We start from the raw sequence: 18,610 nt of genomic DNA, 5'->3' as shown, positions 1-18,610 counted from the left end.
ACGTCCCTGGTTCGACGTCCGCGTCGGCTGCATGATCGCATACTCTCTTCCAGAAAACCGCAATCAGAATACCACAGAAAGGGCCCCGTTTCCAGACGAAAATCGTTTTTTGCCCCGGCCCCGCGCGCAACGCAAAAAACGGGGCGGCCCGCAGGGGCCGTCCCGTCCAGGTCAGGGGTTTGTCGGCGCAGCGGGGACCTCCTCCCCCACGCCGGACGCCAAAGCGTCCTCCGAGGCGACCGCCTCCGGGGCTGGGGCCTGCTGCGAGGTCGGCGGCGGCAGGACGAAGTCCCGGCTCGCGGCCATCAGGGGGAAGCTCAGCATCAGGTCCTTGCCGAAGCCCACCCGCACCTCGCGCTCCACGAGTTCCACGTCGCTTCCGGGGTCCTCGATCTCCACCCTCAGGGAGAACGCGGGGCCCACGACCTTCACCATGTCGCGGTCGCGGGGGTAGAGTTCCACGGGCTCGGCGCCGTTCACGCTGACGCGGACCTCTTGAAGGGCCTTGAAGGTCCTGCCCTCCAGCTCGATCGTCTTGTTGTCCAGGAGGACCTGGTGCTCGCGCCCGACGTAGAACAGCCACACCCCAAGGGCGACGAGGAGGATCAGGGCCAGCGCCCTCTGAAGGAAGCGCATCATGCCTCCTCCCTCCCTTCCGCGGGGCCGCGCAGGCTCCGGCGGGACGCCTCCCGGTCCCGGTTGCGCTTCCACGCATGGAGCACCAGGGCGATGGCGATGATCCCATAGGAGACGAAGACGCGGAAGTACTCTCCGATCTGGGCCTGCCCCATCAGGTTCTTGCCCGCCATGGGCGCCACGATGAACATCAGGTGGAACAGGACCACGCCCGCGAAGACGTTGGCGATGCTGGCGCGGGAGACGCTGGCCCCCCCGATGAGCAGGGCCGCGATGGAGAACATGCCCACCTGCTCATGGCTGTTGTAGGTGTTGAGGGTCCCCATGTTCTGCAGGTAAATGACCTGTCCGTAGCAGGCCAGGACGGTGGAGATCACGATCGCGATGATGCGCGTCCGGTTCACCGCGATGCCCGCGCTGTCGGCGACGGACTGGCTCTGCCCGATGGCGCGCATGTCCTGTCCCAGCTTCGTGCGGCGGAACCACACGATGAAGAGGCAGAAGACGGCGATCACGAGAAGGGTGGCCAGGGGCACGCGCACCGTCCCCCCGAAGAAGGGGAAGGAGACGGGGACCAGGTTGTCCAGCACGCCGCGGATGCCCTGCAGGTTCACCGTGTTCCGCACGCCGTAGCGGCGGGAGAGGAGGATGACGGGGTTCGAGATGGGGATGAGCCAGCCCATGAAGTACAGCACCACCAGCTGGTAGAGCCCGTTGATGAAGAAGCCCAGGATGTAGGACGTCACCATCTCCTGCCCCTTGGCCCGGTTCAGCACGTTGCCGCAGAGGATCCCCAGCAGGATGGCGATGGGGGTCCCCACCAGCATGGCCAGCGCCATGCCGGGAATGCCCACGATGGCCCAGTCGGAGATCAGGATCAGCCCGATCTGCCCGGCCATGGCCCCCAGCACCATGCCGAAGTTCAGCCCCATGCCCGCCATGATGGGGATCAGGAGGGACAGGATCAAAAACGAGTTTCGGCCAATCCGGATCAGGAGCTCCTGGACCAGGTGGCTGAACGAGAAGCCGGACAGAGGAATGGCCACGGCGGAGATCGCAATGAAGACGATGGGGACCGCGTTGTCCGCCAGGAACGTCAGGGGGTTCCAGTTTTTGCCTGCTTTGCTCATCGTTTCACCCTCACCTTTCTCGTCAGGGCGTAGAGGATCATCCCGTTGCTGACGATGATGCGGATGACCTCGGACATGTCCGTCTGAAGCACGCTGTTGATGACGGACGGCGTCATGGTCAGGATGCCCTGGAACAGGAACGTTCCCACGATGACGTTCACGATGCCGGCCTTATTCACCGACGCGCCGCCCAGCAGGACGGACGCAACGGCGGGAAGGGCCATGTAGAAGGGCCCCATGTAGAGCTGGATGAAGCCGAAGCTCTGCTCGTAGACCAGGATGCCCACGGCCCCCAGGATCGTGGAGAGCACCACCGAGATCGTCCTCATGCGGTCCACGTTCACGCCGGAGGCCCTGGCGAAGTCCGGGTTCGAGCCGACGGCCGTCATGGCGGTGCCCGTCTTGCTCCTCATGAAGACCCACATCAGCAGGGCGAGGACGGCGAAGAACAGGAAGGTCCCCGTCGGCACGAAGAGGTGCCCCTGCTGAAAGGACAAGAGGTCGTTCAGCACGTGGAGCCAGTAGCCGTTCACGCTGATGGTGGTGCGCAGCCCGCTGCCCCCGTAGCCCCAGATCATGGTGGGGCTCCTGTAGGGCATGAGGAGCCAGGCGATGCACATGAAGGCCACGGAGGAGAAGCCCACGTAGGTAGCGATCATCATCTCGTCGCCCTTGACGCGGTTCAGCAGCTTGCCGTAGAAGAAGCCCAGCACCGCCGCGATCGGCACCGCGATGACGATGGCCGAGGCGAAGCTCAAGGGCGCGCGGGCGGCCTCCGAGGCCAGGAACGCGAGCCACGGCCGGCCCGCGGCCAGGTCCGCCGCGAACGCCAGGACGCCCTGGTTGAACTCGATGGAGAGCGTGGCCCCCAAAAGCCCCGCGATGATCCCCAGCGGCAGCCCAAAGTTGAGGCCGCAGCCCGACTGCACCATCGGGATCATGGCCAGGACCATCACCCCGTTCATGCCGAACCGCACCAGGACGTCCGAGAGCGACGTGTCCACGCGCACCCCGACGAAGGGCGCCGCGATGAAGAGGCTCAACAGGAAGAGTCCGATGATGAAGCGCGGCCAGCCCACGTTCTCGATAAACCTTCTGATCATACCGCCGCCTCCTCAACGCTCTGCCCCATCATCAGGAGGCCGAAGTCCTCCGCCGGCCTCGAGGCCGGCAGGACGCCCGCAATGCGGCCCTCGCCCACGACGGCGATCCGGTCGCAGATGGAGCGCAGCTCCTCGAGCTCCGACGACGCGACGATGATGGTGATGCCGTGCTCCTCGTTGTAGTTTCTCAGGGTGTTCAGCACCAGCTCCTTTGCGCCGACGTCGATGCCGCGCGTGGGCTCGCAGACCAGGAGGAGGTCCGGCCGCAGGGCAAACGCCTTGGCCAGACAGATCTTCTGCTGGTTTCCTCCCGACAGCTCCCCGGCGCGCTGGTTCGGCCCCGTACACTTGATGTCGAGGGCCTGGATGAACCTCTCCGCCTCCTCCGTCATGGCCCGGTCGTCCCGCAGCTGAAGAAGGTGGGGGATCCCCTTGAGGAAGCGACCCTGGACCTGCATCGCCGTAAAGGTGATGTTCCAGTCGATGCGCTCGTCCAGCAGGAGCCCCACGCCCCGGCGGTCCTCCGACACGAAGGCCATGCGGCGGTCCAGAGCGCGGCGCGGCCGATTCAGGGGGACGCGCTTCCCAAGAAACTCCACGCGCCCGCCCGCCGGATAAAGCCCCATAATGCCGTTCGGGATGCCCAGCTTTCCGTGCCCTGCCAGGCCGCCGATGCCGAAGATCTCCCCCTTCCGCACCTCGAAGGAGACGTCGCGCACCGTCTCGCCCGGCATGTCCACCCACAGGTGCTCCACCTTCAGGACGGGCTCCGTCTGGGGGACGGGGCGGCGGCCGGAGGCCCCCTCCCCCGCCGTCTCCACGTGGCGGCCCACCATCCAGGAGGCGATCTCCCGAATCGTCGCCGTCCTGGCGTCCGCGTCCCGGATCACCGCCCCGTCCCGAAGCACGACGATGCGGTCGCACAGGTCCTTCACCTCGTGCAGCCGGTGGGAGATGAACACGATGGCGATCCCCTTCTCCGCCAGCGCCCTGAGCGCCGTCAGCAGGATCTCCGCCTCGGACTCCGTCAACACGGCCGTGGGCTCGTCCAGGAACAGGAGGCGGGTCTTGCTGCGGTCGATCTCCCTGGCGATCTCGATGAACTGCTTGTAGCCGACGGGCATCTCCGCAACGCTCATGTCCGGGCTGATGTCGACGCCCAGCGTGCGGATGGCCGTCTCCGCACGGCCCCGCATCCTGCCTCGATCCAGCGTCGCCATGCGGCTGCTGAAGACGTACTCCAGCAGGGAGGGGTTCAGCACCTCGCGGTTGAGCAGGATGTTCTCCGTGGCCGTGAAGCCTGGGATCAGGGAGAACTCCTGATGGACCATGCCGATCCCCGCCTCGAGCGCCTCGTGAGGCGAGGCGAAGCGAACGGGCCTGCCGTCCATGAGCACCGTCCCCTCGTATCCGCCCGTCTGCGCAATGACCGGCATACCGAACAGGATGTTCATCAGCGTGGACTTCCCCGCGCCGTTCTCTCCCACGAGCCCCAGGATCTCCCCGGCCCTGAGCGAGAAGCTCACGTTGGAGAGCACCCGGTTCCCGTAGTATTCTTTCCCGATGTTCTGCAATTCCAGGAGGAGTGTATCGGACAAACGAATCACCTCTAAACGCAGAATTAAGCCCCGACGGGGCCGAAGAGAGAAGGGGCATCCCCCCTCCTCAGCCTCGTCAGGGCCCGTCGTTCTCCCATGAAACGCCGATCCCGCGGGAGAACGTGCGGGGTCGGCGGAGCGGCACACTACTTGTTGACGTTGTAGTACTTCTCGGGGACCTCCACCGAGGTCGTTCCCATGAAGCCCCTGCCCAGCATATAGGTGTCCTGGTACAGAAGGACCATCTTCCTGTTGCGGACCCCCGTCCCGGCATCGACAAAGTAGCTTGCGTTCCAGGTCGCGCCCGGCGTGATATCGTTGTAGCACGCGATCAGGTCCTTCAGGCTGTCCAGCTTGGCCTGACCCTCCACGACGCGCTTGCCGAACTCGGCCAGCGCCGCGGTGTGGGTGTAGCCCAGAGAGAAGGCCCAGGTCCCCATGCGCCCGCCGCCTCCGGCGGCGACCACCGCATCCTCGAGCTTCTTCAAAATCGCCGGCCAGTCGCCCTTCTCCTTGGCGAAGTCGATCCCCAAGGCGCCGGGATACCCCTTCAACGGGGAGGGCATATCCGCCTCGATGAAGTAGCCGCCCAGCTCCGCGATGCGCTTCAGCAGGGGCTCCGTGTGGGCGGCGTTCGTGCAGAAGAACGCCGCGTTCTTGCCGTACTTCTCGATCCAGGCCGGCACCTTCTCGAGGATGAACTGCTGCGCACCCGCCACACCCACGTCGCTGGTGGGGTCCGGAGCCGTCTCGAACACGAACTTGATGCCCAGGTCTCTGCAGGCCTCCTCCATGATGGCGCGGCGCCGGCCCAGCGTCTCGTAGCTCATGTGGCGCGGGAAGGAGATGTGGACGATAGTGTCCACGCCCAGCTCCTTCGCCGTGTGGGGGATCAGGTAGCCGCGGCCGATGAAATCGCCATGGGCCACCAGGTCCGCAGCCGCGGTGTTCACGTTGGGGTCCTCGTGCCCCTCGCCGATCAGGAGGACGATGTCCGGACGCTTCTCGCGGACGCGGCGGAAGCCCTCCGTCGTGCCGGGAACGCCCTGGTTGACCACGATCACCTTCATCCTGGGGTCGTCCGCCAGGCCCACGATCTGGCCGATCGTCGTCTCCTGTTCCGTCATGAAGCTGTCGGGGTAGGTGATGTGGGTGATCATGCCGCCCTGTGCGGTGTCGCCGTACTTCTGGATCATCAGCTCGGCGCCGCGCAGGTCGTCCTCGCTCTGGGACACGGTCCCCGTCATGATCCCGATGTGGAAATCGGCTTCCGCAGCCGGGGCGGGAAGAGCGAACAGTCCGCAAACCAGCAAAGCCAACAACACAGACTTCAACTTCACCAAAAACGCCTCCTTGTCTGGGTCAATTTTGCATCGAATCGAGACGGGAGAATCGAAAACGGCTCCCAGACCCCCTCATAACGCAACAAAAAAACAGGGGAGTGCAGCGAGTCGTCAGGTTGGTCGTGGGGGAGGATTGCCCCGCCCGGTCAGGGCCCGGCGTCCTCCCATAAAAAAACCGACCTCGCAGGAGAACGTGCGAGGTCGGCGGAGCGGCACGCTACTTGTTGACGCTGTAGTACTTCTCAGGGACTTCCACCGAGGTCGCCCCCATGAAGCCCTTGCCCAGCATATAGGTGTCCTGGTACACGAGGACCATCTTCTTGTTGCGGACCCCCGTCCCAGCGTCCACGTAGTAGCCCGCGTTCCAGGTCGCGCCCGGCGTGATATCGTTGTAGCACGCGATCAGGTCCTTCAGGCTGTCCAGCTTGGCCTGCCCCTCCACGACGCGCTTGCCGAACTCGGCCAGTGCCGCGGTGTGGGTGTAGCCCATAGAGAAGGCCCAGGTCCCCATGCGCCCGCCGCCTCCGGCGGCGACCACCGCATCCTCGAGCTTCTTCAGGATCGCCGGCCAGTCGCCCTTCTCCTTGGCGAAGTCGATCCCGAAGGCGCCGGGATACCCCATCAGCGGGGAGGGAATGTCGGCCTCGATGAAGTAGCCGCCCAGCTCCGCGATGCGCTTCAACAGGGGCTCCGTGTGGGCGTCGTTCGTGCAGAAGAACGCCGTGTTCTTGCCGTACTTCTCGATCCATGCCGGCATCTTCTCGAGGATGAACTGCTGCGCGCCGGCCACGCCCACGTCGCTGGTGGGGTCCGGAGCCGTCTCGAACACGAACTTGATGCCCAGGTCCTTGCAGGCCTCCTCCATGATGGCGCGGCGCCGGCCCAGCGTCTCGTAGCTCATGTGGCGCGGGAAGGAGATGTGAACGAAGGTGTCCACCCCCAGCTCCTTCGCCGTGTGGGGGATCAGGTAGCCGCGGCTGATGATGTCGCCCTGGGCCACCAGGTCCGCGGCCACGGTGGTGACGCTGGGGTCCTCGTGCCCCTCACCGATCAGGAGGATGATGTCCGGACGCTTCTCGCGGACGCGGCGGAAGCCCTCCGTCGTGCCGGGAATGCCCTGGTTGACCACGATCACCTTCATCTTGGGGTCGTCCGCCAGGCCCACGATCTGGCCGATCGTCGTCTCCTGTTCCGTCATGAAGCTGTCGGGGTAGGTGATGTGGGTGATCATGCCACCCTGTGCGGTGTCGCCGTACTTCTGGATCATCAGCTCGGCGCCGCGCAGGTCGTCCTCGCTCTGGGACACGGTCCCCGTCATGATCCCGATGTGGAAATCGGCTTCCGCAGCCAGGGCGGGAAGGGCGAACAGTCCACAAACCAGCAAAGCCAACAACACAGACTTCAACTTCACCAAAAACGCCTCCTTAATCCAATTTTACATTGGATCGAAATGAGATGAGAGAACCGGGAACGGCCCCAAGGACCGCCCCTATTATAACAAAAAACGGGGAAAATAGAGCGAATTGTCAGGAAGTTGATCGCGGACGGGAACCCAGGAAAGCGCTGATTCACATCAAAAAGAGCTCCCGCCCGGAGGACGGGAGCTCTCGCGTTTTGTGCCGGGCGCCTACTTCGCCGCGTCGTCAGAGGCCGGCTCGACGTCGGCGCTGGCCGATGCGTCGGTTGACACTGCTTGGGGTTCGGCGCTGGCCGTTGTGTCCGCCGAGGCCGGGAAGAGCGACGCGTCGTAGATCACGACTTCGGCCTTCGCCATGAGCGCCGCCTCGTAGTCGTTCAGCTTACGGCGCTCCTCCTGGCTGCGCAGGAAGGCCCGGACGTCGCTGCTGACGTCCTCGTAGGGACGGACGGACTCCGAGACGCGCTCCGTCTTGACGGCGACGGAAAAGTCCCCGCTGGCCGGGGAGAACACGGGGCTGACGGCGCCCACGTCCAGGGAGGCCAACTCCGCCAGGACGCCGCTCTCGAAGGCCGATTCCGGAAGGAAGAGGGGCTCCCGCGTAACGCTGAGGACGTCCATCGAGGCCAGCGCGTCCCCGGAGGTCGCCTGGACCCAGTCCGTTCCCGCCTGCAGTTTGGCCCTCAGCGCCTCGGCGTCGGCGCTGGCCCCGAAGCGGGCCACCTGGAGGTTGACCCCCGCCGGCGTGCGGAAGAGCTGGTCCTTGATGGAGTCGTAGAACTTGACGGCCTCGTCCTCGCTCACCGTGACGTCCCCCACGGCCATGTGCAGCAGCTGCTGCACGGCCAGCTGGCGGGCCAGGCTTTTCTTGTACTCCGCGCTGCTGATCCCCTGTCGCTCCAGCGCCGCGTAGAAGGCCTCGCGGGTCGGGAACGCCGAGTCGGCGTACGCCTTCATGGCCTGCTCCGCGTCGGCGTCGGAGATGGCGATATCCGCCTTCTTCACCTCGCTCTCCAGCTGCCGCTCCAGGACGTACTGATCCAGGACCGCCTGATAGACCGCCGGCAGGTCCAGCGAGGCCGCGTTGCGCAGGCCGGAGTTCTCCAGGTAGGCACGCAGGCGGTTCTCGAGCTCGGAGCGCATCAGCGGCCGGCCGTCGACCGCCGCCACCTCGTAGTCCGTCATGGTCCCATCCGCGCTGCGGCTTGGCCCGCGGCGTCCGCTGCGCCCCTCGTACATCAAAAACGTGGAGAGCAGGAAGGCCACCACGATCGTGATCATGATCCACTTCATGTGCGTCCTCAGGTTCTTCAGCATCCCAAACATCGCCCCTTAGAAATTGAAATCACTCGGAGCTTCAAAAAACGCCCCGCTGCGCACGGCCCCCCAGGAGAACGTCCGCTGAACTTGGATTTTAACACACCTCCCGCGGTCTGAACATACGGCCCGGCCCTCCAAATCCACGGGCCGAGACGATCTTGTCGGGGGTAATCCTGCTGCCGCACGGGTTAAGCCGACGGTGGCTCGTGCCCCCGTCGTTCCATTTTCAAATTGTTCGCCAGGCGCTCATCGCTTCCCACACTCGCGCCTCGTCATGTCCTCCTGCCCTCCTTTTTCTGAAGCGCCAGCACGGACAGGAACTCGAAGACGATGTTGCAGGCCGCGAGGGAGGTGATCTCGGCAACGTCGTAGGGCGGCGCCACCTCGACGACGTCGAACCCCGCGAAGTTGACGTCCGTCAGGCCGCGAATAAAGCTGATGGCTTCAAAAGTGGAGTACCCTCCCACCTCCGGCGTCCCCGTGGCCGGCGCATAGGCAGGGTCGATGAAGTCGATGTCGAACGTGAGGAAGGCCTTATTTTCCCCCACCCTCCTCCTGATCTCGTCCAGGACCGCCGGAATCCCCATCTCGCGCACCCTGTGGGTCGGGATCAGCTTCAGCCCCAGGTCCGCGGCCAGCTTGAACTCCCCCGCGTCGTACAGGGACCCCCTCATGCCGACCTGAATGGACGTGTGGGGATCGATCAGGCCCTCCTCGATGGCGCGCCGGAAGGGCGTTCCGTGATTGTACTTCTCGCCGAAGACCTCGTCGTTGATGTCGGCGTGGGAATCGAAGTGGATGAGGCTCACCGGACCGTGTTTTCCGGCCACCGCCCTCAGCTCCGCCAGGGTGATGGAATGGTCCCCTCCCAGGGCGATCGGCAGGGCTCCCGCATCCAGTATCCCGGACGCGAACGCCTCGATGGCGGCATAGGTCGGATGGATGTAGCCAGGCACTACGTTGACGTCTCCCATATCCGCCCCCTTCAGGTAGTCGAAGATATTGACCTCATGCACCGGATGGTTCGTCTTCATCATGACGGAGATGTTCCGGATGCCCTGCGGCCCGAAGCGGGCTCCGGAACGATAGGAACAGGCGGTGTCGAAGGGGATGCCGTAGACGGCGAAGTCCAGTCCGTCGGGGTCCGCAACCCGCTCCATCCGCATAAAATTGCCGACGTTGCAGAAACGAGGCGAGGCAAACGCTGTGGCCGGTTGTTTCAGTTCTCTTGCACTCATGACGCATCGACCTCCATAGGGCGGTCAGGCCGACGGCTGACGCCGCCGGCCTGACCTTCGAGTTTCATCTTGCGAAACCTTCAAAGCGCATCGCCTCGCGTCGGAGGCGGGGACAGAGGCGAGCCGTCCGCCTTGCGCGTCGCCCTCCCCCGGATGCTCCGAAGGGGGATCGGGCCGAAGCTCCGGCTGTCGCTGCTCTCCATGGCATTATCGCCCTGGAGGACGCAGCGGTCTTCACCGGCAAAGCCGACGACGCGCTTGATCATCCACACACCCCTCATGAAAGGATGCGAGGCCAGGACGACGTCCCCCACGTCCGGGATTTCCTGCCGGTAGGCGTTCCGGTCCACCACGACCGCTTCCCCGTCCCTCAGGGTGGGGTACATGCTGTGCCCCCGGACGACGACCGTCAGCTCTGCCGGCGCCTCAGCTGGCTGTATACCAGGCAACCTCCCGCCCCTTCGTGGCCCAGAAGATTCGGTGAACTTCCTTGATGCAGTCCATCAGCTCCTCGGCGTGGCTCAGGCACACCTCGACCTTGCAGGCGGAGCAGAGCTTCGCCGCCTTCCAGAACAGGTCGTGCAGCTGAGGAAATTTCTCCAGGTGCGGCGCCTTGAAGTAATCCGTCCAGAGGATGAGCAGCTCGGCCTTGGCGATCTGGGCCTGCTCCTCCTTGATGGTGTCATAGCGGCTGAAGGAGTTCAGGTACGCGGTGAAGGCCGCCTTGTCCTTGGGGTCGGGGCACTCCAGCGCGATCAGCTTCTTCGTCATGGAGAGCACCGCCTCCGCCGCGATCCGCGCCGCCGCAGGATCGTACACGCCGCAGGGCCCGTCGCAGTGGGCCTCCGCAAACAAAACCTTCTCTTCCTTCACAAGGACCCTCTCCCGTCGTGAAATTTTGAAAAGCCTGCTCCCGCCGCGCCTCAGCCCAACAGGGCCTCCGCTGCCTGCCGCATCGCGCTCTCCGCCGCGCCGTCCGGGGCCTCAAGGCAGGTTACGGGTTCGGCCGCAATGACGGCCCCCCTGCCCTCCATGTCCTGCTTCCACGCATCCATGAACGCGCCTCCGCCCCAGCCGTAGGACCCGAACAGAAAGACCTTCTTGCCCTTCAAGTGGTCCTTCAACGCTTCGATGAGCGGAAGGACCTCCGTGTCGTTGATCTCCTCCGTGCCCGAGGCCGGAGAGCCGAACGCCCAGACGTCCGCCGCGGCGAAGGCCGCCTTGTCCACGCCAGCGGCCTCCGAGAAATAGAGCGAACCGCCCTTCGCCTCGACCGCGCTCTTGAAGGCCTCCGCGAGGGCCTTCGTGTTGCCGGTATTGCTGAAGTACGCCAGACCGATCGTGTTCATCGCAATCTCCCTTCCCTCGATATAAAAGCAAAAGACTACAGTACGATGACAGCGATTATATTAGCACAGGCGAACTCAATATGCAGCCCTCGAAGGACTGTTTTGTTCATATCACCCGACGCCTTTGAAATTTCAAGGGAGATCGTCACCCACGACGGCCCAAAAAGCGCAAAGGCCCCCGGTTCGGAAAACCGGGGGCCTCATCTGGCAGGATGTTCAGCCGACGACCTCAAGCTCCACCTCATGGGTCAGGACCTCAGCGTAGCTGAAGGAGATGGTGCTCGCCGTCGAGTTGTTGTACAGCGTGAAAAGCTTCGGATAGACGTCCGTCAAAATCCCTTCCGTCTCCTCCACCCTGTTGCGGCCCTTGGACATGCGGCAGCGCACCCGCCGCCCCTTGTAGGAAATGATTTGATCTTTTATGGATGTAAGAGTTTTTGACATAGAAAAACACTCCCTCCATTTTTACTTTTTAAAGTATAACACTGACCGTTTTAAAAAGCAAATGGAGTGTCGTCGTCCTAAATCCACATAAAGCAAAGTTCAAGGGCGTTTGAACAGGGGAGGAGCGCCTCCCCTTCGTGGAGCCTTCCGGCTTGCCGTTCGCTACCGCTCACGGGCCGTCAGTCTCGCCCTTGCAGGGCTCGCCAGCTCCCCTTCCAGGGGAGCCTAATAAACCGGGAGCCTAAAGTGCGCCGTTTACTTGCCTCCCCTGCAAGGGGAGGTGGTCCGAAGGACCGGAGGGGTCGCTTTTGAAGGGTACATTCAGTTTCCGGTCCCAGACCGCAGCGCCTCGACCTCGTCAGGGGAAAGACCGGTCGCCTGGGATATCTGCTCGGACGTGAAGCTCATGCTCAGCATCCGCCGCGCCGTAGCGGCGATACCATCCGCCCGCCCCTCGTTCAGGCCCTTTGCCAGCCCTCTGGCCTCCCCCAAGGCCTCGCCCTCGGCAAGCCCCTCGGCAAGCCCTTCGGCAAGGCCCTTTACCCGGCCCTTCGCCATGCCCTTCGTCATGCCCTTCGCTTCCGCCTTTCGCTCTGCCAGCCTGAACGTGTTGTGGTAGTCCGTCTCCTCCCGCTCGTGCATTCGGTACAACGCAAGGTTCCCAGGCGTACGGAAAAACAACCGCTCACCACGCCTCAGACGCTCGATCCCGGCGTCCCGCTCCGCAAGACGTTCCATCTCCGCTTCCCCTCCTATTCGTCCAAGGTACCGCAACAGACGCTCCAACCCCGTCTCCGCCCCTCGCTCCATCCCACCCGACTCGTACAGTCGACGCAGCTTCCCCAGCTCAAAAAATTGAAACTCCAACAGGTCGCTGCGGCAACGGTGGTCCTCCACGTCCAGAATGCGGTGCACGGAGCGCCACTTCAGCGATCGCTCCTTGAAAAGACCGTGCTTCAGAATCGACACGAACACCACGGGCCGCAGGCAATCGTATCCCTCCCCGCGCGACAGCTGGTCGCTCAGGCTGCACGCCGCGTAATACGTCACACGCTCAAAAAAATTCTCCTCGTTCGCAAGCTGGACCTCAACGTGAAAGATTCGTCCGTCCCGGGAACGAGCCAGAACGTCCAGAAACGACGTGTGCCCGCCGAACCGCGGCGGGTCGCTCTCCCGGTCCAGACACTCCACGCCCGACACCCTCCGCTTCGGCCCCAGAACGTCGTTCAGCAGGCGAAGAAGGTTCGCCCGGTTCTCCTTCGCCGCAAACAGGTACTTGAAAAGGATGTCGTTCAGCGGGTTCACAGGGAACGTCCGCACCTCGGCTCCATCCTCCGCCATGCCTCCGCTCACCCCCTTCGCCGCCCCGAACATAGCACACTTCGCCGCAAAAGGCAAGAAAAACAACCCGTAGGGGGGACCGGGGCCGCTTCAGCCAGACGACCGGCCTCACGCAAGCCGATCTTTCGGGAGGATTGCGGCGGCCGGTCGGTCGGCTGAGGGCGAAGGAAGTCCGGGGGACTTCCGTAGCTCGGCCAGACGACGCAGCTTATGCAATCGCGTCAGCGATTGCGGCGCTGCGTCGGTCGGCTGTGCCGAAGCAAGGCAATGGATTGCCTTGTGGAGGCGTTGGCGGGGAATGTCAGACAGGCGCGTCTTATGAAAAACACTCGCTGCTCCTACACCCCCTTCGGGGAGCCTTCCGGCTGCCGTTCGCTACCGCTCACGGGCCGTCAGTCTCGCCCTTGCAGGGCTCGCCAGCCCCCCTTCCAGGGGGGCCTGAAAAACACGCCTCTTCTTTTTGCCTCTCCTGAAAGGGGAGGTGCCGAACGAAGTGAGGCGGAGGGGTTGTGTTTGAAGTGGTGCGTTCAGTTTCCGGTCCCGGCCCGCAGCGCCGCAACCCCGTCAGGGCGCGTCCTCCCTGCCGCCTCTAGGCCGTCTTGGCGCAGGCGGCCAGGGACTGGCCCGTCTCGATGCACTTGGCGGGGCACTTCTGCGCGCAGAGGCCGCAGTTCGTACACTTCGCGGGGTCGATCACCGCCAGGTCCCGGTCCATGGTGATGGCCCCCGCCGGGCAGACCCTGGCGCAGAGGCCGCAGCCGATGCAGCCGATGGAACACACCCGACGCACCGCAGGGCCCTTCCAGTGGGAGCCGCAGGCCACGACGACGTCCGACGTCTGCGGGATGAGCGTCAACACGTCCTTGGGACAGGCCGAGACGCAGGCGCCGCACCCGACGCACTGCTCCCGGTCCACCACGGGCAGGCCGTCCGGCCCCATGAAGATCGCGTCGAAGTTGCAGACCTTCGTGCAGGTGCCGAAGCCGATGCAGCCGAAGGGACACTCGTTGGGGGACCCGCCGGGCACCATGACCGCCGAACGGCAGTCCGCGATACCGCTGTAGAGGACCTTGCGCGGAGAGCGTGCGGCGGAGCCCAGACAGCGGACGAAGGCGCGCATGGGGACGGTCTCCTCCGCCTTCACCCCCATGATCTCCGCCACCCTGGCGCTCACGGCGCTTCCGCCCACGACGCAGAGGTTGGTCCCGGCGCCCTCGTTCACCACCCCGTCGGCGTAGCTGTCGCATCCGGGGTACCCGCAGCCGCCACAGTTGGCGCCCGGCAGCACGGCGCGGATCTTGCCCACCCGCTCGTCCTGCCGCACGCGAAAGACCACGGAGGCGATGGCCAAAAGCGCCCCGAACACAGCGCCCATGACCCCCATCAGGACCAGGGGAACGATCAGATCGTGCATGAAGTTCATGGCCTTCCCTCCCCTACTTGCCCATTCCGGTGAAGCCCATGAAGGCGATGGACATCAGCCCGGCGGTGATCAGCGTCAGGGGCAGGCCCTGGAGGCAGGCCGGAATGCCCTCATTCGTCTCCACGCGCTCCCGGATGCCCGCCATCAGTGCTATGGCCAACAGGAAGCCCAGGGAGGACCCCAGGGCGTTGACGAGGGACTGGGTGAGCGTGTACCTCTCGCTCATGTTCAGCACCGCCACGCCCAGCACGGCGCAGTTCGTCGTGATGAGGGGCAGGAAGATGCCCAGGGCCTTGTAGAGCGTCGGGTTCAGCTTCTTCAGCACCAGCTCCACGAACTGCACCAGCGCCGCGATCACCAGGATGAAGGCCAGGGTGTAGAGGTACTCCAGGCCCAGGGGCGCCAGCAGGAAGTTGTAGGTCAGCCAGGTCATGAGCGAGGCCAGCACGATGACGAACACGACCGCAGCCCCCATGCCCACCGCCGTCTTGAGCCGGCTTGACACACCCATGAAGGGGCAGCAGCCCAGGAAGCGGGTCAACAGGATGTTGTTGACGAAGATGGAGCTCACGAAGAGCAGAAAGAGTTCCGTCATCTTTGATCCTCCTTCTCGATCCGGGCGCCGGGGCAGCTGCCGCTCATGGCGCAGGCGGCGCAGCCCGCAGGGGCCTCCGGAGCCGGCTCCCCGCGCCGGGCCGCAAGGCGCGCCTGAACGGCGCGGAACAGGGCCATGAAGATGCCCAGCATCAGAAACCCGCCCGGAGCCAGGATCACCAGCAGTGCCGGCTGATAGCCCGCGGGGACGACGGGCAGGCCCAGGATCGTGCCGGCCCCCAGGACCTCGCGCACCGCGCCCAGGACGGTCAGGGCGGCCGTGAAGCCCAGGCCCATGCCCAGCCCGTCGAAGATGGAGGCGATGACGCCGTTCCGGGAGGCGAAGGCCTCCGCCCGCGCCAGGATGATGCAGTTCACCACGATGAGGGGGATGAAGATGCCCAGCGCCCGGTTCAGCGCCGGCGCGTAGCCCTCCATCAGAAACTGGATCACCGTGACGAAGGCCGCGATGACCACGATGAAGATCGGGATGCGTATCTCGTCCGGCACCAGCTTCCGCAGCATGGAGATGACGGCGTTGGAGGCGATCAGCACGAAGGTCGCCGCCAGCCCCATGCCGATGCCGTTCTCGACGCTCGAGGTGACGGCGATGGTGGGGCACAGGCCGATGCACTGGACGAAGGTCGGGTTTTCGGTCAGGATTCCGTTCTTGATGATGCTGATGGGATTCCGGCTCATCTGCTCTCGCCTCCCTTTAAGTTCCTGCTCCAGTAGTCCTCGGCGGCGTTCACCCCCGCCGTGACAGCGGTCGAGGTGATGGTGGCGCCCGATATGGCGGAGATCTCGTCCCCCGCCCCCGCGGCGCCCTTCACCACCTTCAGGGGCAGGGCCGTCCGGCCGTCGAACTGCCGGTAGAAGGCCGGCTCCGCGGAGCGCGCGCCGAGGCCCGGCGTCTCCGCGTGGGTCAGGATGCGGATGGCGCTGACGGAGCCATCCTCCTTCAGCCCCACCACCATGGAGATGGGGCCGCCGTAGCCCTTGGTGGAGACCGTGAGGCAGTACCCCACGCGCGCGTCCCCCTTCAGCGCCTCCTGAGCGCCGGTCACGACGACGGTCCCGTCCTCCGGTGCGACGTCCACGGCCTTGAACGTCTCCGCGTCCGGCATGACGTTCCTCAGGGCGTCGGCCTGGTCCGCCATGCGCGCCTTGAGGATGGCCGTTCGGGTGCCCCGCTCCACGCCGCCAAGGACCAGCCCCGTGACGGCGGTGACGAGGAACAGCGTCCCGCCGAGGCGCAGGGCCTTGTGCAGGCTCGTCTCCTCAGCTGCCGCGTTCATCTCCGAACCTCCCCCAGAATCCTGGGCTTCGTCACCCTGTCGATCAGGGGCACCGTCGCGTTCATGATCAGGATGGAATAGGACACGCCCTCCGGGTAGCCCCCAAAGCGGCGGATGAGGGCCGTCAAGACCCCGCAGCCCACGGCGAAGACCACCTGCCCCCGCGCCGTCATGGGGGACGTGGTGTAGTCCGTCGCCATGAAGATGGCCCCCAGGAGGAGGCCCCCTGTCAGCGCCTCCTGCAGCGGCATCATGCCTCCGCCGTGCCGGAAGAGCGCGGCCAGCAGGGCCGCGGTGAGGGTGTAGATCACGGGAATGCGCCAGGAGATGACCTCCTGCCACACCAGAAACGCACCCCCCAGCAGCAGGAGCGCCGCGGACGTCTCGCCGATGCAGCCCCCCACGTTCCCCAGCAGCAGGTCCGCCGTGGAGCAGGACGGGCCGGGCGCGGCGGATGCCCCGGCGCCGCTCAGGGCCTTCATCGCGGCCAGGGGCGTCGCCGTACTGACGCCGTCCAGGGACCAGTCGGTCATGGCGACGGGCCAGGAGATCAGCATCATGGCGCGCGCGGCCAGGGCCGGGTTCATGACGTTCCCCCCGATGCCGCCAAAGAACTGCTTCACCACGATGATGGCGAACACGGCCCCGCAGGCGGCCATCCAAAGGGGGACGGAGGGGGGAAGGTTGTAGGCCAGCAGGAGCCCCGTGACGACGGCGGACAGGTCCGACACCGTCACCCTCTGCCCCGTCGCGCGCTGCCAGAGGTACTCCGCAGCCACGCTGGCGGCCACGCAGACGGCGATCACGACCAGGGCCCTCCAGCCCATGAAGTGAACGCCCGCCGCCCCCGCCGGGAGCAGAGCGGCGATCACCAGGCCCATGATCTTCTGGGTGGAGAGCGGCGAATGGACGTGAGGTGAACTCGCCACCACCAGCTTCAAGTCTCGTTCCGTCATTGCAGTCATCTCTTCGCCTCCGCTTTCTGCTGGGCCGCCGCTGCGCGCCGGCGCTCTGCCGTCACCGCGGCCTTTCCGTCTCGGCAGCTCTGGGTCAGGGCCCGCGACGCTGGACAGGCGTAGGTGCAGCAGCCGCACTCGATGCAGTTCATGCCGCCCTCGGCCTCAAAGACGCCGTAGTCGCGCCGGCGCACCAGGCGATCCAGCGTGGAAGGCACGAGGTGGACGGGACAGGCCTCGACGCAGCGCCCGCAGCGCAGGCAGCTGGATTCAGGTTCGACGTGGGCCGTCCTGGCCGTCAGGGCCACGATGCCGGAGGTCCCCTTCACCACGGGCACGTCGAGGGAGCGCATGGACATGCCCATCATGGGGCCGCCCGCCAGCACCTTCACGGGGGGCTCGCAGAAGCCGCCCGCCGCGTCGATCAGCTCGCGGACGGAGATGCCAAGGGGCACCAGCAGGTTCTTCGGCTCCGCAATGGCGTCCCCCGTCACGGAGATGACGCGGTCCGTCACGGGGAGCCCCTCGGTCAGGGCAAGCCATATCTGCCACACCGTCCGGGCGTTCAGGATGATGCAGCCCACGTCCGCGGGCAGCGCCCCCGGAGGGATCTCCTGCCCCGTGACGGATTCGATCAGCATCTTCTCCGCGCCCTGGGGGTACTTCACCCTGTGGGGCATCACGCGGATGCGCGTGTGGTCGTGCTCCGAGAGCTCGCCCTCCATGCGGCGGATGGCCTCCGGCTTGTTCGCCTCGATGGCGATGACGCCCTTTGCCTCGGAAAAGAGGCTGAGGCACATCTCCAGCCCCTCGATGATGGGCTCCGGGCGCTCCATCATCAGGCGGTTGTCGCAGTTCAGGTAGGGCTCGCACTCCGCGCCGTTCACGATCACCCACCGGATGACCCGGTCTTTGGGCGGCGAGAGCTTGACGTGGGTCGGAAAGCAGGCGCCTCCCATGCCCACGATGCCCGCCGCCCGGATGAGCTTGACGTACTCCTCCGGCTTCGGCCGGTGCCCCAGTTCCTCAAACAGCGTCGGTGCGTGCTCGTCCATGCCGTCGTTCTCGACGACGATGCACGGCGCCACGCTGCCTGGGATCGTCATGCGCGGCGCAACCTCCTTCACGGTGCCGGAGACGCAGGAAAAGATCGGCGCGGAGACGAAGGCATCCGTGTCCGCGATCCTCTGGCCCACCAGCACGCGATCCCCCTTCGCCACCAGGGGCGCGCAGGGTGCCCCGATGTGCTGGGACAGCGGGTAGACCAGCTCGCCCTTCGGCGCCAGCTGCTGAATCGCCTTCTCCTCGGTCAGCGCCTTGCCCTCCGGCGGATGCACCCCTCCAGGAAACGTCGGCAATTTCGTTCTCATCGTATTCCCCCCAACTGCTCGGTCCAAACTCCAAACGCCACGAAGCCACC

The 18,610-nt window shown here is 65.2% G+C and carries 19 protein-coding genes; all 19 read right to left on the bottom strand.

The window, feature by feature from the left end; translation table 11 throughout:
• Nucleotides 1-171: 171 nt before the first annotated feature.
• The 19 genes from ACK28C_RS06360 to rsxC all read right to left on the bottom strand — a co-directional run bounded on the left by ACK28C_RS06360 (nt 172) and on the right by rsxC (nt 18,560).
• Nucleotides 172-639, bottom strand: a complete 468-nt coding sequence (locus ACK28C_RS06360) for a DUF6672 family protein (RefSeq protein ID WP_015556446.1) — start codon at nt 637-639, stop codon at nt 172-174.
• Nucleotides 636-1,766, bottom strand: coding sequence for an ABC transporter permease (locus ACK28C_RS06355; protein WP_015556445.1), 1,131 nt, complete (start codon nt 1,764-1,766; stop codon nt 636-638). The genes ACK28C_RS06360 and ACK28C_RS06355 overlap by 4 nt, the downstream gene beginning before the upstream one ends.
• The gene (locus ACK28C_RS06350; RefSeq protein WP_015556444.1) at nt 1,763-2,869 is read right to left on the bottom strand and encodes an ABC transporter permease subunit; all 1,107 of its coding nucleotides are present in this window, start codon (nt 2,867-2,869) and stop codon (nt 1,763-1,765) included. Before ACK28C_RS06350 ends, ACK28C_RS06355 begins: the two co-directional genes overlap by 4 nt.
• On the bottom strand, nt 2,866-4,467 hold the full coding sequence (locus ACK28C_RS06345) for a sugar ABC transporter ATP-binding protein (protein WP_208873013.1): 1,602 nt from the start codon (nt 4,465-4,467) through the stop codon (nt 2,866-2,868). The genes ACK28C_RS06350 and ACK28C_RS06345 overlap by 4 nt, the downstream gene beginning before the upstream one ends.
• A 146-nt stretch (nt 4,468-4,613) precedes the next feature.
• A complete protein-coding gene (locus ACK28C_RS06340; RefSeq protein ID WP_409151928.1) occupies nt 4,614-5,810 on the bottom strand; it encodes a DUF3798 domain-containing protein in 1,197 nt (398 codons plus the stop codon).
• A gap of 217 nt (nt 5,811-6,027) precedes the next feature.
• A complete protein-coding gene (locus ACK28C_RS06335) occupies nt 6,028-7,224 on the bottom strand; it encodes a DUF3798 domain-containing protein (RefSeq protein ID WP_409151927.1) in 1,197 nt (398 codons plus the stop codon).
• Nucleotides 7,225-7,437: 213 nt separating this feature from the next.
• The gene (locus ACK28C_RS06330; RefSeq protein ID WP_015556443.1) at nt 7,438-8,544 is read right to left on the bottom strand and encodes a SurA N-terminal domain-containing protein; all 1,107 of its coding nucleotides are present in this window, start codon (nt 8,542-8,544) and stop codon (nt 7,438-7,440) included.
• 275 nt (nt 8,545-8,819) lie between these two features.
• Entirely contained in the window at nt 8,820-9,785 is a 966-nt protein-coding gene (gene speB / locus ACK28C_RS06325) for an agmatinase (RefSeq protein WP_015556442.1), read from the bottom strand.
• A gap of 80 nt (nt 9,786-9,865) precedes the next feature.
• A complete protein-coding gene (locus ACK28C_RS06320; protein WP_208873011.1) occupies nt 9,866-10,234 on the bottom strand; it encodes a S26 family signal peptidase in 369 nt (122 codons plus the stop codon).
• Nucleotides 10,212-10,658 (bottom strand): superoxide dismutase, Ni, encoded by a 447-nt coding sequence (gene sodN, locus ACK28C_RS06315; RefSeq protein ID WP_208873009.1) that lies wholly within the window; start codon nt 10,656-10,658, stop codon nt 10,212-10,214. Before sodN ends, ACK28C_RS06320 begins: the two co-directional genes overlap by 23 nt.
• A 50-nt stretch (nt 10,659-10,708) precedes the next feature.
• Nucleotides 10,709-11,134 (bottom strand): flavodoxin domain-containing protein, encoded by a 426-nt coding sequence (locus ACK28C_RS06310; RefSeq protein ID WP_015556440.1) that lies wholly within the window; start codon nt 11,132-11,134, stop codon nt 10,709-10,711.
• A gap of 216 nt (nt 11,135-11,350) precedes the next feature.
• Nucleotides 11,351-11,578 carry a Veg family protein gene (locus tag ACK28C_RS06305; RefSeq protein ID WP_208873004.1) on the bottom strand — a complete coding sequence of 76 codons (228 nt, stop codon included), beginning with the start codon at nt 11,576-11,578 and terminating at the stop codon, nt 11,351-11,353.
• 321 nt (nt 11,579-11,899) lie between these two features.
• Nucleotides 11,900-12,931 carry an Rpn family recombination-promoting nuclease/putative transposase gene (locus ACK28C_RS06300; RefSeq protein WP_409151926.1) on the bottom strand — a complete coding sequence of 344 codons (1,032 nt, stop codon included), beginning with the start codon at nt 12,929-12,931 and terminating at the stop codon, nt 11,900-11,902.
• A 577-nt stretch (nt 12,932-13,508) separates the two neighbouring features.
• Entirely contained in the window at nt 13,509-14,342 is an 834-nt protein-coding gene (locus ACK28C_RS06295; protein ID WP_015556437.1) for an RnfABCDGE type electron transport complex subunit B, read from the bottom strand.
• Nucleotides 14,343-14,355: 13 nt separating this feature from the next.
• Nucleotides 14,356-14,937 (bottom strand): electron transport complex subunit RsxA, encoded by a 582-nt coding sequence (gene rsxA / locus ACK28C_RS06290; RefSeq protein WP_015556436.1) that lies wholly within the window; start codon nt 14,935-14,937, stop codon nt 14,356-14,358.
• Entirely contained in the window at nt 14,934-15,635 is a 702-nt protein-coding gene (gene rsxE / locus ACK28C_RS06285; protein ID WP_015556435.1) for an electron transport complex subunit RsxE, read from the bottom strand. Before rsxE ends, rsxA begins: the two co-directional genes overlap by 4 nt.
• Complete coding sequence (locus ACK28C_RS06280) at nt 15,632-16,234, bottom strand: RnfABCDGE type electron transport complex subunit G (protein WP_015556434.1); 603 nt, start codon at nt 16,232-16,234, stop codon at nt 15,632-15,634. The genes rsxE and ACK28C_RS06280 overlap by 4 nt, the downstream gene beginning before the upstream one ends.
• Complete coding sequence (locus tag ACK28C_RS06275) at nt 16,231-17,190, bottom strand: RnfABCDGE type electron transport complex subunit D (RefSeq protein ID WP_015556433.1); 960 nt, start codon at nt 17,188-17,190, stop codon at nt 16,231-16,233. The genes ACK28C_RS06280 and ACK28C_RS06275 overlap by 4 nt, the downstream gene beginning before the upstream one ends.
• 5 nt (nt 17,191-17,195) lie before the next feature.
• On the bottom strand, nt 17,196-18,560 hold the full coding sequence (gene rsxC, locus ACK28C_RS06270) for an electron transport complex subunit RsxC (RefSeq protein WP_208873002.1): 1,365 nt from the start codon (nt 18,558-18,560) through the stop codon (nt 17,196-17,198).
• Between the last annotated feature and the right edge of the window lie 50 nt (nt 18,561-18,610).

Origin of the sequence: Fretibacterium fastidiosum (assembly GCF_964642095.1) — a bacterium.
GTDB classification, from domain to species: Bacteria; Synergistota; Synergistia; order Synergistales; family Aminobacteriaceae; genus Fretibacterium; species Fretibacterium fastidiosum.
Note: the sequence above shows the minus strand (reverse complement) of the source record. Positions and strands in the feature narration are given on the sequence as shown.

Excerpts from the sequence above, each read along its gene's own strand:
- ACK28C_RS06360 (WP_015556446.1), bottom strand. The coding sequence starts at position 639 with ATGATGCGCTTCCTTCAGAGGGCGCTGGCCCTGATCCTCCTCGTCGCC.
- ACK28C_RS06355 (WP_015556445.1), bottom strand. The coding sequence starts at position 1,766 with ATGAGCAAAGCAGGCAAAAACTGGAACCCCCTGACGTTCCTGGCGGAC.
- ACK28C_RS06350 (WP_015556444.1), bottom strand. The coding sequence starts at position 2,869 with ATGATCAGAAGGTTTATCGAGAACGTGGGCTGGCCGCGCTTCATCATC.
- ACK28C_RS06330 (WP_015556443.1), bottom strand. The coding sequence starts at position 8,544 with ATGCTGAAGAACCTGAGGACGCACATGAAGTGGATCATGATCACGATC.
- speB (WP_015556442.1), bottom strand. The coding sequence starts at position 9,785 with ATGAGTGCAAGAGAACTGAAACAACCGGCCACAGCGTTTGCCTCGCCT.
- ACK28C_RS06310 (WP_015556440.1), bottom strand. The coding sequence starts at position 11,134 with ATGAACACGATCGGTCTGGCGTACTTCAGCAATACCGGCAACACGAAG.
- ACK28C_RS06305 (WP_208873004.1), bottom strand. The coding sequence starts at position 11,578 with ATGTCAAAAACTCTTACATCCATAAAAGATCAAATCATTTCCTACAAG.
- ACK28C_RS06295 (WP_015556437.1), bottom strand. The coding sequence starts at position 14,342 with ATGAACTTCATGCACGATCTGATCGTTCCCCTGGTCCTGATGGGGGTC.
- rsxA (WP_015556436.1), bottom strand. The coding sequence starts at position 14,937 with ATGACGGAACTCTTTCTGCTCTTCGTGAGCTCCATCTTCGTCAACAAC.
- rsxE (WP_015556435.1), bottom strand. The coding sequence starts at position 15,635 with ATGAGCCGGAATCCCATCAGCATCATCAAGAACGGAATCCTGACCGAA.
- ACK28C_RS06280 (WP_015556434.1), bottom strand. The coding sequence starts at position 16,234 with ATGAACGCGGCAGCTGAGGAGACGAGCCTGCACAAGGCCCTGCGCCTC.
- ACK28C_RS06275 (WP_015556433.1), bottom strand. The coding sequence starts at position 17,190 with ATGACGGAACGAGACTTGAAGCTGGTGGTGGCGAGTTCACCTCACGTC.
- rsxC (WP_208873002.1), bottom strand. The coding sequence starts at position 18,560 with ATGAGAACGAAATTGCCGACGTTTCCTGGAGGGGTGCATCCGCCGGAG.